The organism is Sphingomonas sp. 7/4-4 (assembly GCF_027941955.1).
In the GTDB taxonomy this organism is placed as follows: domain Bacteria; phylum Pseudomonadota; class Alphaproteobacteria; order Sphingomonadales; family Sphingomonadaceae; genus Sphingomonas.
On the sequence record NZ_CP115960.1, the window covers coordinates 928095 to 942423 of the forward strand.

Sequence of the window (14329 nt, forward strand, 5' to 3'; positions counted from 1 at the left end):
CCGCGCGGCCTAGCGCCCGCCCCGCTGACGGCACTGATCCTTCACGGTGCGCGAGCAGGGCGGATATTCGCGCGCCGCAGCGGGTGCCGGAGCAGCGGTCATCGGTGCCGGGGCCGCAGCCGTGGTTGGGGGCGCCGGAGACGTGGCTGAGGTAGAAGGTGCCGGATCCGGTTCGGCGGCGAGGCTCGTTGTCCCTGAACCGGTGGTGCCCGTCTTGGGATCGGACGGTGGCGTATTGGCGTCGGGCGTGGTCGTCGTCGGCGACGGAGTCTGCGGCGTATCGGCCGCGGGCGGAGTCTGTTGCGGCGTATCCTGTGCGGCAGCAGCGCCGCCGATCACAGCGAGAGCGGCTGCCAATGCAATGAGCTTCATCGGGCTTCTCCTGACACGGTTTCCGGACGCAGCATGCGCGCCCGGATCGTCAACGCAGCAGGGCGCCCGATGCTCCGCTGGCTCCTGCGGCGTTTCGCTCGTACTGGGGAACCCATCATGACCGAAACCCGCGACAAAGCCCCTATCCCCCGGTCGGCTTGTTGCTGCGCGAGTGGCGCGCCGCGCGGCGCATGAGCCAGCTCGACATGGCGTTCGAATGCGGCATGTCCGCCCGGCACCTCGGGTTCGTCGAGACGGGCAAGGCGCAGCCGTCGCGCGACGCGATCGGCCGCATCGCCAACGCGCTTTCGCTGCCCCTGCGCGAGCGCAACGCGCTGCTGCTCGCCGCGGGCTATGCGCCGCAATATGCCGAGCGCGAACTCGCGACGCCCGCGCTGGAGCGCATGCGCGACGCAGTGGACTTGATCCTGCAGCACCAGAATCCTTATCCGGCCTTCATCCTTGACCGGCGATTCGACGTGCTCGGCGGCAATGACGGCGCGATGAACATCAATCGCTTCGTGATGCAGGGGCGCGAGAGCCGCCACACCAACCTGCTGCGACAGATCTTCGATCCCGACGATTTCCGCCCGGTGATTCTCAACTGGCCGGCGGTCGCTGCAGGCTTCCTGCGCCGGCTGCACGATCATCTCGCGATCACGCCCGGTGACGAATATGGCCAGGCGCTGCTGACCGAACTACTCGGCTATCCCGGCGTGCCGCAGGAATGGCGTTTCCGCGGCATCGGCAGCGAGATCGAACCGGTGCTCACGCTCGATTTTCGCAGTCCGGCGGGGCCGCTGCGCTTCTTCGAGACGATCACGACGTTCGCCGCTCCCTTCGATGTGACGCTGGACGAGCTGCAGATCGACTGCGCGTTTCCGGCCGACGCATTGACCGCTTCGGTATGCGCCAGGCTCGCCGCCGGCGAAATGCCCTGAGGTTGTATCGACATTCAGCCCATACTTCCCTCGCCCCCTGCAAGGGGCGAGGTTGCGCAGACTTAGGTTTTGCGAAGCAAAGCCTAAGTCTGCGCTGGGTGAGGGTGCGGCTGCGCAGCAGCCGCGCGGAGCTTCGCTCCGCTCTACCCTCACCAACCTCCGCTAGACAGCAAGCTGCCAAGCTGCGGTATCCTCTCCCCTATCAAGGGGAGAGGGAGTTTTAGGTTAATGTCGATACGCCCTAGCCGTTTCTGGCCGCACAACGGGCCAACGACCTTCCAGGTAATTTCGCCGGCGCAACGGTCGCGATAGTCATCCTCCCGGATCATCGCGGAAATTGCGGTGACAGTCGGAGGGACTGGAATGCATTTCGGCCGCAGGGATTTCCTGAAACTGGGCGCGAGCGCCGCCACCGCCCTCGCTTTGCCGGGCGCCGGACTCGCGTCGCGCGCCGCGCAGGCGGGGCCGATCATCGACGTCCATATGCATGCCTATCCGGCGGCGACTCCGTTCGGCAATCCGATCGTCAATCCGATCAGCGGCGTGAAGAGCCCGATCCGGAACGGCGCAGAGCATCTGTCGGCCTGCATCGCCGAGATGAAGCGGCACAATGTCGTGAAGGGAGTGGTGAGCGGCGGAGACGGTGACCGGCTGCAGGCCGCGATCGATTGGCACAATCGCGATCCCGGCCGCTTCGTCGTCGGCGCGGGTATTCGCGGATCCGACGATACGCCGCTGCCGCCGGTGGAGCTGCTCAGAAAGGCTTTCGTCGGAGGCAAGCTGCAGGTGCTCGGCGAAGTCACTTCGCAATATGCCGGCCTGTCGCTGAGCGATCCCAAATATGATCCCTATCTCGCGATGGCCGAGGAACTCGACATCCCGGTGGCACTCCACACCGGAACGATGCCCGAAGGCACCACCTTCGATCCCTGCTGCCGTCCGGCCCGGGCGCGCTTCGGCAATCCCGAATATGTCGAGGAGGCGCTGAATCGCCACCCGAAATTGCGGCTGAACCTGATGCATTGCGGCTGGCCGTATCTCGAGGACACCATGGCCATCCTGATGCTGTACCCCAATGTGAACGTCGATACCGGGGCGGTGGACTGGCTCCTGCCCCGGGCGCATTTCCACGATTGTCTCCGCAAGCTGGTGGAAGCGGGCTTCGGCAAGCGCATCATGTTCGGCTCGGACCACATGTTCTGGCCCGACGGGATCGGGCTGGCCATCGAAGGGATCGAGAGCGCCGCATTCCTGACCGAAGAGCAGAAGCGCGACATTTTCTACAACAACGCCGTCCGCTTCTACAAACTGGCGGACGGCACCTGAGCGGGGTGAGGTTGATCGGGACTCATCTTCTTCCTTCGTCACCCCGGCCTTGAGCCGGGGTCCCGCTGCCTTCAAGTCGGACAGAAGAAGCGGGATCCCGGCTCAAGGCCGGGATGACGGCAAGGGGTTTCGCGATGGAGCTCGCATCCCTCCCTGCAATCTTATTGCGATTGACTTGCAGTATAAAATCGCCGCTGCTAGGCGCCCCGCAACAGACCTGCCGGCATGCGGCCGAGCAGGCGGGGAACCCCATGTCGCGTCGCTCACATTTTTCACTGCCCCTGTTAGCGTTGGTCGCAACCCTGCCCTGCACGGCGTTCGCGCAGGATGCCGCCGTCACGCCCGCGGCTGCGGATGAACCGGCCGATGCCGACGAAATCGTCGTCACCGCCGCGCGCACGATCCTCCCGCCCAATGCGTTGCCGCTCACCATCGACGTGATCGACAAGAAGACGCTCGATCAGCAGATCGCGATCTCGGGCTCGGTCACCGATGCCGTGGCGAACCTCACGCCTTCTTTCTCCCCTACCCGCCAGAAGCTCTCGGGCGCGGGCGAGACGCTGCGCGGCCGCTCGCCGCTCTATGCGATCAACGGTATTCCCCAATCGACTCCCTTGCGCGACGGCAGCCGCGACGGCTTCACCATCGACGGCTTCTTCGTCGATCGAGTCGAGCTGATCTACGGCTCGAACGCGTTGCAGGGGATCGGCGGCACCGGCGGCATCGTCAATCAGGTGACGGTGGGCGCACCGCAGCAGGAGGGCTTGAGCGGCCGCGTCTTGCTGCAGGGCACCGGCGACAATGATTTCCGCGGAGACGGGATCGGCGGCAAGGCCGCGGGCCTCGTCCAGTACAAGGCCGGGCGCTTCGATGCGACGGTGGGCGCCGCTTATGAGAAGCGCGGCGTGTTCTACGACGGCGACGGCCGCCGCGTCGGCCTCAACCTCACGCAGGGCGAGACGCAGGATTCGAACACGCTCTCGCTGTTCGCCCGGCTCGGCTATCAGGTCGGCGAAACTGGGCGGCTCGACCTGATCGCCAGCCGTTTCGAGCTCGACGGCGACGGCGACTATGTCGCGCTCCCCGGCAATCGCGCGACTGGCGTGCCGACCAGCGCAGTGCGCGGCGATCCGCCCGGCACCCCCGCCGCGAGCCGCACCGAGAGCATCGCGCTTTCCTATACCGACACGTCGCTCTGGGGCGGCAACCTCGTCAGCCAGATCTTCTTCAATCGCACGCACGACACCTTCGGCGGCGAGATCGCACCGATCCCGACCTTCCAGGATCCGGCCATCGCGCCGGCGGGCACCTTGTTCGACCAGTCCGAAAATCGCTCGCGCAAGCTGGGCGGCAAGATCAGCTATGAGCGCGCCGTCCCGGGCTTCGAGGCGCTCACCGCCACGCTCGGCTTCGATGCGCTGACCGACCGCACCGAACAGCGGCTGATCGCGACTGGCCGGGTCTGGGTGCCGCCGACCGATTTCCGCAGCCTCGCGCCGTTCGCCCAGGCGAACCTCGCACTCTTCGACAAGAGGCTGCGCCTCGCCGGCGGCGTGCGCTACGAGAATGTGAAGATCACCGTCGACGATTATCACACGCTGGCGTCGACCACGTTCCGCAACAACAATCCGGCGACCTATGGCGGCGTCGCGGTGGCGGGCGGATCGCCCACCTTCTCCGATGCCCTGCTCAACGGCGGCGTCATCCTCGAGCCGGTGCCGGGCATCCGCGCGTATGCGAGCTATGCCGAGGGCTTTACCGTCCCCGATATCGGCCGCATCACGCGCGCGGTCGGCACCGCGGGTGTCGATATCGACAATTTCCTCGATATCGCGCCGATCGTGTCGAACAATCGCGAGATCGGCATGGAAGTGAAGCGCGGGCCGCTCGATGCCTCGGTGACCTATTTCTGGTCGTCGAGCGACAAGGGCCAGCTGCTCATCGCCAATCCGGGCGGCATCTTCGACGTCCAGCGCCTGCGCGTCGAAATCCAGGGGCTTGAGGTTAATTTGGGCGTCAGGCTGCCGATCGACGGGCTGCGCGTGAATGTCGGCTATGCCCATCTTGCCGGGCGCTACGACAGCGACACCGTGCCCGACGGCAAAGTTGACACCGATCTTGACGGCACCAACATCTCCCCCGACCGCCTCAACCTCGCCGCCGATTATTCCAGCGGCCCGTTCAGCGCGCGCGTGCAGACCCAGTTCTTCCTGTCGCGCCGCTTCGATGGCAGGGCCCGCGCGATCGACGACGCCAACTCGGCGCACCCGCAGAAGCTCTACCTGAACGATTTCGGCGGCTACACGCTCACCGATGCGTATCTGCGCTATCAGACCGGGCTCGGCGGACTGACGTTCAGCGTGTCGAACCTCTTCGACAAGCAATATATCGACTACAGCTCCGACACGCGCCTGCCGACCGACAATCTGAGCTATTTCGCCGGGCGCGGCCGCGCATTCACACTCGGCTGGGACTATCGGTTTTGAGCAGAAAGCGCTTCCGATGAAGCTGCTCGACCTGATTCATCGCTGGACCGGCGGGATCGTCGGTCTGGTGCTGGCGATCATGGGGCTGACCGGCACGATCCTCGTCCACAAGGAGAGCTGGCTGCTGCTCCCCCATGCCGGCGATGCGCTGGTCACGGATCCTGCGGCGATCGGCGCGGCGACCGAGAAGCTGCTCACCGCGGAGCCCAAGGTACAGTCGATCCTGTACGCCAGCGAGCGGTTCGGGCTGCATCAACTACGTCTGCCCAAAGGCGCCGGCGCCTATGCCGATCAAGCGGGCAACGTGGTCACGCGCTGGCAGAGTCAGTGGGAACGCCCCGAACTCTGGATCTTCGATCTCCATCATCACCTCTTCACCGGCGATGTCGGTGAGACGATCATCGGCGTGGCGGGGCTCGCGGCGATAGTGTTCGTCGTCACGGGCGCGATCCTGTGGTGGCGGACGCGGCGGACGTTCAACTTCAGGCTCTGGCCCAGAAGGCTGAGCCGACCGGCGATCGTGATGCAGCATCGCGATTTCGGCATCGTTATGGCACCGCTGCTGCTGCTTTCGGCGGTCACCGGCACGATGATGATCTTCAAGCCCTTCGCCGCCACCGTGATCGCACCCTTCGGGGCGCCGTGGCAGGCGCTCGCGGCGAATGCAGCGCCCAAGGTGAAGAGCGGCCCGCTCGCCGCGCATCCGGACTGGCGTGCGATCGTCGCCGCGGCGCATGCGCGTTTCCCCGATGCCCGGATCCGCCTCCTGGCACTGCCCCGCAAGCCGGGCGATCCGATCGCGATCCGGATGAAGCGCGCCGCCGAATGGCTGCCCAACGGCCGCTCGACGCTCGCCTTCGATGCCGGCGACGGCCGCCTGCTCGCCGCGACCGACGCGCTGGCGCTCCCGGCGGGGACCCAGGTCTTCAACGGCGCCTATCCGCTGCACGCCGCCAAGGTCGGCGGGCTCGCCTGGCGGCTGGTGATGACGGTCTCCGGCCTGGCGCTGATGCTGCTCGGCAGCCTCACCGTCTGGACCTTCTGGTTCAGACGGCCCCGGCAGAAACGTCCCCGCTGATCCGCGCCCTCAATCGATCTTCTGCAGCTCGATGTTGCGGAACTCGATCTGATGGCCCTCGCTCTGCAGCGCGATATAGCCCTGCTGCAGCTGCAGCTTGCCGCCCTGCGCGGCGATCAGCGGCTGCGCGTCCTTGTCGCCCGGATCGAGCTCGATCGCGGAATAATGCAGCACGGCCTTGCCGTCGATGAAATGGGTGATCTCGCCATTGGGCAGCACCTCCAGTCCCGCCCGCACCCAGCGGCCCACCGGCTCCAGCGGCGAAGAGGAAAGGATGCAGTGGCGCGGATCGCGCTTGCCTTCGAACACCACGGTAGTGCCGGGCGTGCACAGGTTTCCGGTCGGCTCCCGCGTCGGGCGCGGAACGCCGAGAATCTGGAACTCGAGGCTCACCGGAAAGTCCTGATCGCGCCGCATCGTCTCCGGCGCCTGTGCGTGGAACATCAGCCCCGAATTGCTGGCCTGCCAGCTCTGGATGCCCGGCAGCGATTCGCCGAACAGCCGATATTCGAAGCGGATGCGATAAGCCTTGAGCGGGGCCTTCCAGAAGAGATGGCCGAACTCGCCGGTGAACTTGGTGTAGTTGGCGTGCGAGACGCGGATCGCGCCGTCCTTCACGATGAACATGTGCAGCGGGTCCTCGCCCGCGGCGCGGCCGGCGATCTTGGGTGTCCAGCCGGCGAGCGTCTTGCCGTCGAAGATGCGCTGCCATTTCGCGGGCGCGGGAGCGGGGCGGCGCCGAGCAGCGCCAGCATGGGGAGAAGGTAAAGTTTCATGAGGCTGTCGGCTCCAGTTGCAGGCATTTCGGCTTCACCAATCGGTTCGGCCATCTCTCACGCGGGGGCGCTGGCTCGACGCTCGTCGAGAAGGCGCGCGAGCGAAGTCCATTTCGCCGCACCGCCGCTGTTCTCGATCATCGCCTCGACGAAGGTCATCGTCCGCAGTCCGTCGGCGATGCCGGGGAACCAGTCCGCCGCGCCCCATTGCGGCGGCGTAGGCGCTCCGTTGCGCACCGCGCGGCCAAAGCTGCGGTACAGATTGGCGAACGCCTCGATATAGCCCTCGGGATGGCCCGCCGGGGTGCGCAGCCGCGCCGTGGTCAGCGGATCGAGTCCCGGCCCGGCCGCGCGAACGATCTCCGCCGGGCGGTCGAGCCAGCGCAAGGTCAGCGTGTTGGGCTCCATCTGCGACCAGTCGAGCCCGCCTTTTTCGCCATGCACCCGGAGCCGCAGCCCGTTCTCGTCGCCCGCCGCGATCTGGCTGGCCTTGAGCACGCCGCGCGCGCCGCCCTGGAACCGCAGCAAAGCCGCCACATCGTCGTCGAGACGGCGTCCCGGCACGTGCGTGGTCAGCTCGGCACTGAGTTCCTCGACCGCGAGCCCCGAGACATGCTCGGCCAGCTGGAAAGCATGCGTGCCGATATCGCCGAGACACCCGCCCAACCCGGCCCTTGCGGGATCGGTGCGCCATTCGGCCTGCTTCTGGCCGTCGCGATCGATGGGCTGGCTCAACCAGCCTTGCGAATATTCGACCTGCACCAGCCGGATCGCGCCCAGATCGCCGCGCGCCACGCGCACGCGAGCCTCCTCGACGAGCGGATAGCCGCTATAGGTGAAGGCGAGCCCGTACAGCCTGCCGCTGCGCGCGACTGCCGCTTCGATCGCCAGCGCCTCGGCAAGGTCCAGCGCCATCGGCTTTTCCGACATTACGTGGAAACCCGCGTCGAGCGCGGCGATCGCCGCCGGAGCGTGGAGGTGATTCGGCGTGACGATCGCCAGCACCTGCATCCGCTGGTCCTCGGGCAATGCCGCCTCGCCGGCGAGCAGCGCATCGAGCGTCGCGTAAGCGCGCGCGGGATCGATGCCCAGCCCCGCGGCGCTGCGCTGGTTGCGTCCCGCATCGCTGCTGAATGCGCCGCATACCAGGTCATATTCGCCGTCCAGCGCCGCCGCCATGCGATGCACCGCGCCGATGAACGCGCCCTCGCCTCCCCCGACCATGCCATAGCGTATCCGCGCCTGCGTGCCCGTCTCCATCGTCTCTCCTTGTTAGCGCTACCGACGGCGAACGGCCCGTCGATTTTATGTCTGATAAATGGTTGCGCGGCGTGCGGGCAACAGGTTAGAGGTGCGAACCGATCGTTGCCAGACCGGAGAGGATAATGAAATCTCTGATCGCACTGCTGCCTGCTGCAGCAACATTGTGCGCACTTACACTGACAACGTTGCCGTCAGTTGCAGCCCCTCCCGTTCAGGATGCGGGCGCGCAGGCTTTCGGCGCGTGCCGGGCGTGCCATACGCTTCCGGCCGGTGGAAAGAGCCTGATGGGACCCAATCTCCACGGCCTGTTCGGCCGCAAGGCGGGTTCCGTGCCGGGTTTCAACTACAGCCCGGCGCTCAAGGCATCGAAGATCGTCTGGAATGCGCAGACGCTCGACCAGTTTCTCGCCGCCCCGGCGCAGAAGGTGCCTGGCACCCGCATGCCGATGAAGGTGACCGATCCTGCCAAACGCGCCGCGCTGATCGCCTATCTCAAGGCCGAAACCGCGAAGTGACGATCGAGATCTGGGAGAGCGGTGGCATGAAGGGTCCGGCGGTTTTCCTCGCCCAGTTCATGAGCGACTCCGCGCCGTTCGACACCTTGCCCTCGGCCGCGCGCTGGATGGCGGATGCCGGCTATGTCGGCGTCCAGATTCCGACATGGGACAGTCGCTGCATCGATCTTGCCAAGGCGGCCGAGAGCCAGGATTATTGCGACGAGCTCGCCGGCACTTGCCGCGAGGCCGGCGTCGAGATCACCGAGCTCTCGACGCATCTGCAGGGCCAGCTGGTCGCAGTGCATCCGGCCTATGACGTGGCGTTCGACGGCTTCGCGCCCGAGGCGTTGCGCGGCAAGCCTGCCGAGCGTCAGAAATGGGCAGTCGAGCAGCTCCATCTCGCCGCCAAGGCGAGCCGGCGGCTGGGACTGAACGCGCATGCGACCTTCTCGGGTGCGCTCGCCTGGCCCTATCTCTATCCCTGGCCCCAGCGCCCCGCCGGACTGGTCGAGGAAGCATTCGGCGAGCTCGCCAAACGCTGGCGCCCGATCCTCGATGCTTTCGACGAACAGGGCGTCGATCTCGCTTATGAGATCCACCCCGGCGAAGACCTGCACGACGGCGTGACCTTCGAGCGCTTCCTGGCGGGCGTCGACAATCATCCGCGCGCCAACATCCTCTACGATCCCAGCCATTACGTGCTGCAGGCGCTCGATTACCTGGCGTTCATCGACATCTATCACGAGCGGATCCGGATGTTCCACGTCAAGGACGCGGAGCTCAATCCGACCGGGCGCTCGGGTGTCTATGGCGGCTTCCAGGACTGGGTCGACCGCCCCGGCCGCTTCCGATCGCTCGGCGACGGACAAGTGGATTTCGGCGGGATATTCTCGAAGCTGACGCAATATGGCTATGCCGGCTGGGCCGTGCTCGAATGGGAATGCTGCCTAAAGCATCCCGAGGACGGCGCCCGTGAAGGCGCGCCGTTCATCGCGGCGCACATGATCCGCCGCGCGGACAAGGCGTTCGACGATTTTGCGGGCGGCAGCGATCCGGGGCTGAACCGCAAGCTGCTGGGACTGACCTGACGACGTAAGCGGGCAAGAACGATAAGGGAGGGGCGCCAAAAATGGCCACGACATTGAACAAGGGACGGCTGTTCTGGCTGGGCGTGCTGGCCCTGTTCACCGCCGCGTCGAGCCTCGCGATCCGCGGCGCGATCGCCAGCGGGCTCAAGGCCGAATGGATCGATCCGATCGCTCCGTTGCAGGCCGGCGAGCTGCTCGCCGCCGCGCTCGGCGCCGCGTTCCTCAGCTTCGCGATCACGCTGTTCGTCGCCAGCGCGCTGCTCGACCAGATCGGCATGAAAAGGTGCCTGCTGGGCGCCGGTGTGTGCTTCATCTTCGGACCGCTGCTGATCGTCACCGCGGGCCATCTCGCGACCGGCATGACGGTCTATACGATCGTGTGGCTCGGCATGCTGCTCAGCGGCATCGGCTGGGGCCTGACCGAGGCGGCGATCAATCCGCTGACCGCACAGCTCTATCCCGAGGACACCACCCACCGGCTCAACGTGCTGCATGCCTGGTTCCCCGGCGGCATCATCGTCGGCGGGCTCGTCGGCTTCTTCCTCTCGGCGACCCTGCCATGGCAGGGCATCATGGCGCTGGTGATGATCCCCGCCGCCCTGACGGTGGTGATCGCCGCGACCACCACTTTCCCGCCCCCTTGCGCAGCGAGACCGGAGTGAGCTTCGGCGAGATGGTGGGTGAGGTGTTCCGCCGCCCCAGCTTCTTCATCTGGTTCGGCGCGATGTTCCTCACTGCCGCGTCCGAGCTTGCTCCCGGCCAGTGGATCGACGTCGCTTTGTCGAACCGCGTCGGCATGCGCGGCATCCTGCTGCTGGTTTACGTCAACGCGCTGATGTTCGTGTTCCGCCATTTCGCGGGCCGGCTGGCGAACAAGATCTCGAACCCGGGGCTGCTCTGGGTATCGAGCCTGCTCGCCGCGATCGGACTGTTCATGCTCTCGCAGGCCCAGACGCCGGTGACGGCGGTCCTCGCCTCGACGGTGTGGGGGCTCGGCGTGTGCGTGATGTGGCCGACGATGCTCGCCTCGGTTGCCGAACGCTATCCGCGCGGCGGGTCTTGGGCGATGGGACTGGTCGGATCGGCAGGCGCGCTCGCCAGCTTCTTCGTGCTGCCGCTGCTTGGGGCGATGTTCGACAAGGCCAAGATCGAGTTCGCCGGCGGGCCCGAAGCGTTTGCGCAATTGGCCGGCGCTGCGAAGCTGGCGGTCGAGGATGCCGCGGCATCGGTGTCGTTCCAGCGGCTGGCGATCCTGCCGGTGATCCTGCTGCTGGTGTTCGGCTTCATCTGGCTGCGCGAGCGCGGCAAGTCGCGTGCCGTCCTCGCGGGCGAAGCGGCGTGAGGCTGAGCCGGCGATCGGTATTGGCGGCCAGCGCCGTGACAGCGGGTGCGGCGACAATGGGCCGTGCGGCACCGTCGCAAAACGCCGCGCGTTTCTCGCTCGGCTTCGCGCCGCACGAAGGCAGCTTCAAGAGCCGCGGCGATCGGCTCGAGCAGATCGCTTTTGCTGCCGATCAGGGCTTCACTGCCTGGGAAGACAATGAGGCGGCGGGCCGCCCTGTTGCCGAGCAGACCGCGATGGCGCGCGCGCTGCAGCAGCGCGGCATGACGATGGGCGTTTTCGTCGCAAGCATGCCCAGATGGGCCGAGTTCCGCCCGCTGCTCGGCGGCAACGACGATGGCGAGCGTCAGGCGTTTCTCGCGGATATTCGCGCCTCGATCGACGTCGCCAAGCGCCTCAACGCCAAATGGACGACCGTGGTCACCGGCTTCCTCGACCGCAAGGTGCCGGTCGAGATCCAGACCGGCCGGATCATCGACACGATGCGCCGCGCCGCCGAGATCGTCGAGCCGCACGGCCTGGTGATGGTGATGGAGCCGCTCAACACGATCGTGAATCACCCGGGCGTGTTCATGCAGACCATCCCCCAGGGCTTCGCGATCGCGAAAGGCGTCGACAGTCCCGCGGTGAAGGTGCTCGCCGATCTCTATCACGCGCAGATCCAGGCGGGGAATCTGATCAACACGCTCGACACCTGCTGGGACGAGATCGCCTATATCCAGTTCGGCGACAATCCGGGGCGCAAGGAGCCGTCGACCGGCGAGATCAACCATCGCAACGTGGTGCGCTGGCTGCGCGCGAAGAAATATGCCGGCGTGATCGGCATGGAGCACGGCAATTCGATCGAGGGACGCGCCGGCGAAGACCGGCTGATCGCCGCCTATCGCGAGATCGACGCGGCATGAGGGAGAAAGTAGTGACGCGTATCGGATGGGGCGCCGCGATTGCGGTGACCCTAATGACGGGGAGCCCCGCCCTCGCGCAGGAGAAGCCCGGCTTCAAGGACACGCCGATGCTGCCCGACGGCAAGTGGCGCGTCCACGATGCCGACCGGCCGTATCCGACGGTAGTGACGCCGGGCGCGGTGCCGGGCGTGGCGCCTTCGGACGCGGTGGTGCTGTTCGACGGCAAGTCGCTCGACGCATGGCAGCCCCAGACGACGCCGTGGACCGTCAAGGACGGTGCCGCCACTTCGGTGCCGCGCGCGGGCGGCGGCGGCGAGAATGCACTGGTCAGCAAGGCGAGCTTCGGCGACGTCCAGCTCCATCTCGAATTCCGCTCGCCCAATCCGCCGACCAAGACCTCGCAGGATCGCGGCAACAGCGGCATCTGGTTCATGCAGCGCTACGAGATCCAGATCCTCGACGGCTATCAGAACCCCACTTATGCCGACGGCACCGTCGGCGCGATCTATGGCTGGAAGCCGCCGCTGGTGAACGCGTCGCGGCGGCCCGGCGAATGGCAGAGCTACGACGTGGTCTTCGAGCGGCCGCATTTTGGGCCCGACGGCAAGTTGCTGCGCCCGGCCTATATCACCGCGTTCCTGAACGGGGTGCTGGTGCAGAACCGCCAGCCCTGGCTGGGCGGCACGATCTGGCGCAAGGTCGGCACGTACGAAGCGCATGCCGATGCCGCGCCGATCCAGCTCCAGGACCATAATTCACCGGTTTCGTTCCGTAACATCTGGGTACGCCCGTTGCCTGAAGCGGCGGCGAGCTACGACTTTGAGGGTATCGTGAAATGATTATCGATCGCAGAGATGCGCTGGCCGGAATGGTCGCGATGTTCGGTGCCAGCCTCTTCGCGCCGATCGCGCGCGCGGCGGCGGCGCAGATGACACCGATCAGCGACGGGCCGCCGAGCACGCCGGTGTTCACCGCGCAGCAGCGGGCGCTGATGACCGCGCTCAGCGAGCGGGTGATGCCGACCACGGACACGCCCGGGGCGATCACCGCCGGCGTGCCCGCCTTCATCGAGAAATTGCTCGCCGACTGGGCCGCACCCGGTGATCGCAAGCCGATCGTCGCCGGTCTCGACGCGATCGAGACGCGCAGCCAGGCCGACTATAAGGTCGCGGCCGACAAAGCGACGCCCGCGCAGCAGGACGCGCTGCTGACGCTGGCGATGGAAGACAAGATTCCCGGCGGCAAGGACTTCTTCGAGAAGTTCCGCCAGCTCGTCATCACCGGCTATTTCACTTCGGAAGTCGGCATCACCCAGGAGCGCGAATATCTGCCCGTCCCGGGGCGGTATGATGGCGCCTATCCCTATTCGAAGGTCAACAAGGTGTTTTCGTCATGATGATCAGCCGACGGCAATGGATGGCGGGCGGCGCCGCGCTCGCGACTACGCTTGCGGCCGGACCGCTGGTGGCGAAGGGCCTCAAGCCCAAGCCGGTCGGGCTTCAGCTCTATACCGTGCGCGAACTCTTCTCGAAGGACCCGATGGGCACGCTCGAGACGGTGGCGAAGATCGGCTATCGCGAAGTCGAATATGGCGGCGGCGGCTATGACAAGATGGATCATGCCGCGCTCCGCAAGACGATGGACCGGCTCGGACTCAAGTCGCCCTCGCTGCACATCGGCTACGACGCGCTGAGCAGCGATTTCGCCGGCGCAGTGAAGATGGCGAAGACGCTGGGCGCCGATACGGTGATCCTGCCGTACATGACCGCCGAGCAGCGCAACGCGGAGAGCTGGAAGGCCGCGATCGCCAATTTCAGCCGCTGGGCCGAACAGCTCAAGAAGTCCGGGCTCGACTTCGCCTATCACAACCATGATTTCGAGTTCACGACCAAGCCCGACGGCCGTAGCCTGTACGACACGCTGCTCGCCGATACCGATCCGGCCCTGGTCAAGCTCGAGCTCGACCTGTTCTGGGCCGTCGCCGCGGGCGAGGATCCCAAGGCGATCATCAAGCGGAACCCGGGCCGCATCTATGCCTATCACGTCAAGGATCGCACCGCCGACGGCAAGATGACCAGCGTCGGCAAGGGCGTGATCGATTTCGCCGATATCTTCACGCTCAACGGCACGGCCGGCGTGAAGCATTTCTACGTCGAGAACGATCAGTCGCCTGCGCCGTATCTTCCCGACATCCAGACCAGCTTCGCGACGCTCAGCCGTCTGCGCGCGTAACCCAGTATTCGAGGATCTTTAGC

General features: G+C 66.2%; 15 protein-coding genes. 12 read left to right on the forward strand and 3 right to left on the reverse strand.

The window, feature by feature from the left end; genetic code table 11:
- Nucleotides 1-9: 9 nt before the first annotated feature.
- Nucleotides 10-372: a hypothetical protein gene (locus PIB19_RS04820; protein ID WP_271239891.1), complete on the reverse strand. Its 363-nt coding sequence runs from the start codon at nucleotides 370-372 to the stop codon at nucleotides 10-12.
- 191 nt (nucleotides 373-563) lie between these two features.
- Here PIB19_RS04820 and PIB19_RS04825 point away from each other — a divergent pair, with 191 nt between their 5' ends.
- The 4 genes from PIB19_RS04825 (at nucleotide 564) to PIB19_RS04840 (ending at nucleotide 6203) form a co-directional block, all read left to right on the forward strand.
- On the forward strand, nucleotides 564-1313 hold the full coding sequence (locus tag PIB19_RS04825) for a helix-turn-helix domain-containing protein (protein WP_271239892.1): 750 nt from the start codon (nucleotides 564-566) through the stop codon (nucleotides 1311-1313).
- Nucleotides 1314-1676: 363 nt separating this feature from the next.
- Nucleotides 1677-2639 (forward strand): amidohydrolase family protein, encoded by a 963-nt coding sequence (locus tag PIB19_RS04830; protein WP_271239893.1) that lies wholly within the window; start codon nucleotides 1677-1679, stop codon nucleotides 2637-2639.
- A 251-nt stretch (nucleotides 2640-2890) separates the two neighbouring features.
- On the forward strand, nucleotides 2891-5125 hold the full coding sequence (locus PIB19_RS04835) for a TonB-dependent receptor (RefSeq protein WP_271239894.1): 2235 nt from the start codon (nucleotides 2891-2893) through the stop codon (nucleotides 5123-5125).
- Between the two features lie 16 nt (nucleotides 5126-5141).
- The gene (locus PIB19_RS04840) at nucleotides 5142-6203 is read left to right on the forward strand and encodes a PepSY-associated TM helix domain-containing protein (RefSeq protein ID WP_271239895.1); all 1062 of its coding nucleotides are present in this window, start codon (nucleotides 5142-5144) and stop codon (nucleotides 6201-6203) included.
- A gap of 9 nt (nucleotides 6204-6212) precedes the next feature.
- Here the strand turns inward: PIB19_RS04840 and PIB19_RS04845 are convergent, their stop codons facing one another.
- Together PIB19_RS04845 and PIB19_RS04850 are read right to left on the reverse strand one after the other, a co-directional pair.
- A complete protein-coding gene (locus PIB19_RS04845) occupies nucleotides 6213-6905 on the reverse strand; it encodes a 3-keto-disaccharide hydrolase (protein WP_336297316.1) in 693 nt (230 codons plus the stop codon).
- Between the two features lie 131 nt (nucleotides 6906-7036).
- Nucleotides 7037-8239 (reverse strand): Gfo/Idh/MocA family protein, encoded by a 1203-nt coding sequence (locus PIB19_RS04850; protein WP_271239896.1) that lies wholly within the window; start codon nucleotides 8237-8239, stop codon nucleotides 7037-7039.
- 125 nt (nucleotides 8240-8364) lie between these two features.
- Here PIB19_RS04850 and PIB19_RS04855 point away from each other — a divergent pair, with 125 nt between their 5' ends.
- From PIB19_RS04855 to PIB19_RS04890, 8 genes are read left to right on the forward strand one after another with little or no spacing between them, the layout of a single operon-like run.
- Entirely contained in the window at nucleotides 8365-8757 is a 393-nt protein-coding gene (locus PIB19_RS04855) for a c-type cytochrome (protein ID WP_271239897.1), read from the forward strand.
- Nucleotides 8758-8783: 26 nt separating this feature from the next.
- Entirely contained in the window at nucleotides 8784-9827 is a 1044-nt protein-coding gene (locus PIB19_RS04860) for a sugar phosphate isomerase/epimerase family protein (protein WP_271240913.1), read from the forward strand.
- 41 nt (nucleotides 9828-9868) lie between these two features.
- Complete coding sequence (locus PIB19_RS04865; RefSeq protein WP_271239898.1) at nucleotides 9869-10489, forward strand: MFS transporter; 621 nt, start codon at nucleotides 9869-9871, stop codon at nucleotides 10487-10489.
- Nucleotides 10486-11169 carry an MFS transporter gene (locus PIB19_RS04870; protein WP_271239899.1) on the forward strand — a complete coding sequence of 228 codons (684 nt, stop codon included), beginning with the start codon at nucleotides 10486-10488 and terminating at the stop codon, nucleotides 11167-11169. Before PIB19_RS04865 ends, PIB19_RS04870 begins: the two co-directional genes overlap by 4 nt.
- Nucleotides 11166-12074 (forward strand): hydroxypyruvate isomerase family protein, encoded by a 909-nt coding sequence (locus PIB19_RS04875; protein ID WP_271239900.1) that lies wholly within the window; start codon nucleotides 11166-11168, stop codon nucleotides 12072-12074. The genes PIB19_RS04870 and PIB19_RS04875 overlap by 4 nt, the downstream gene beginning before the upstream one ends.
- A gap of 11 nt (nucleotides 12075-12085) precedes the next feature.
- The gene (locus tag PIB19_RS04880; RefSeq protein ID WP_271239901.1) at nucleotides 12086-12913 is read left to right on the forward strand and encodes a 3-keto-disaccharide hydrolase; all 828 of its coding nucleotides are present in this window, start codon (nucleotides 12086-12088) and stop codon (nucleotides 12911-12913) included.
- Nucleotides 12913-13470 carry a gluconate 2-dehydrogenase subunit 3 family protein gene (locus tag PIB19_RS04885; RefSeq protein ID WP_443018734.1) on the forward strand — a complete coding sequence of 186 codons (558 nt, stop codon included), beginning with the start codon at nucleotides 12913-12915 and terminating at the stop codon, nucleotides 13468-13470. Before PIB19_RS04880 ends, PIB19_RS04885 begins: the two co-directional genes overlap by 1 nt.
- Nucleotides 13467-14306, forward strand: a complete 840-nt coding sequence (locus tag PIB19_RS04890) for a sugar phosphate isomerase/epimerase family protein (RefSeq protein WP_271239903.1) — start codon at nucleotides 13467-13469, stop codon at nucleotides 14304-14306. The genes PIB19_RS04885 and PIB19_RS04890 overlap by 4 nt, the downstream gene beginning before the upstream one ends.
- Nucleotides 14307-14329: the final 23 nt, after the last annotated feature.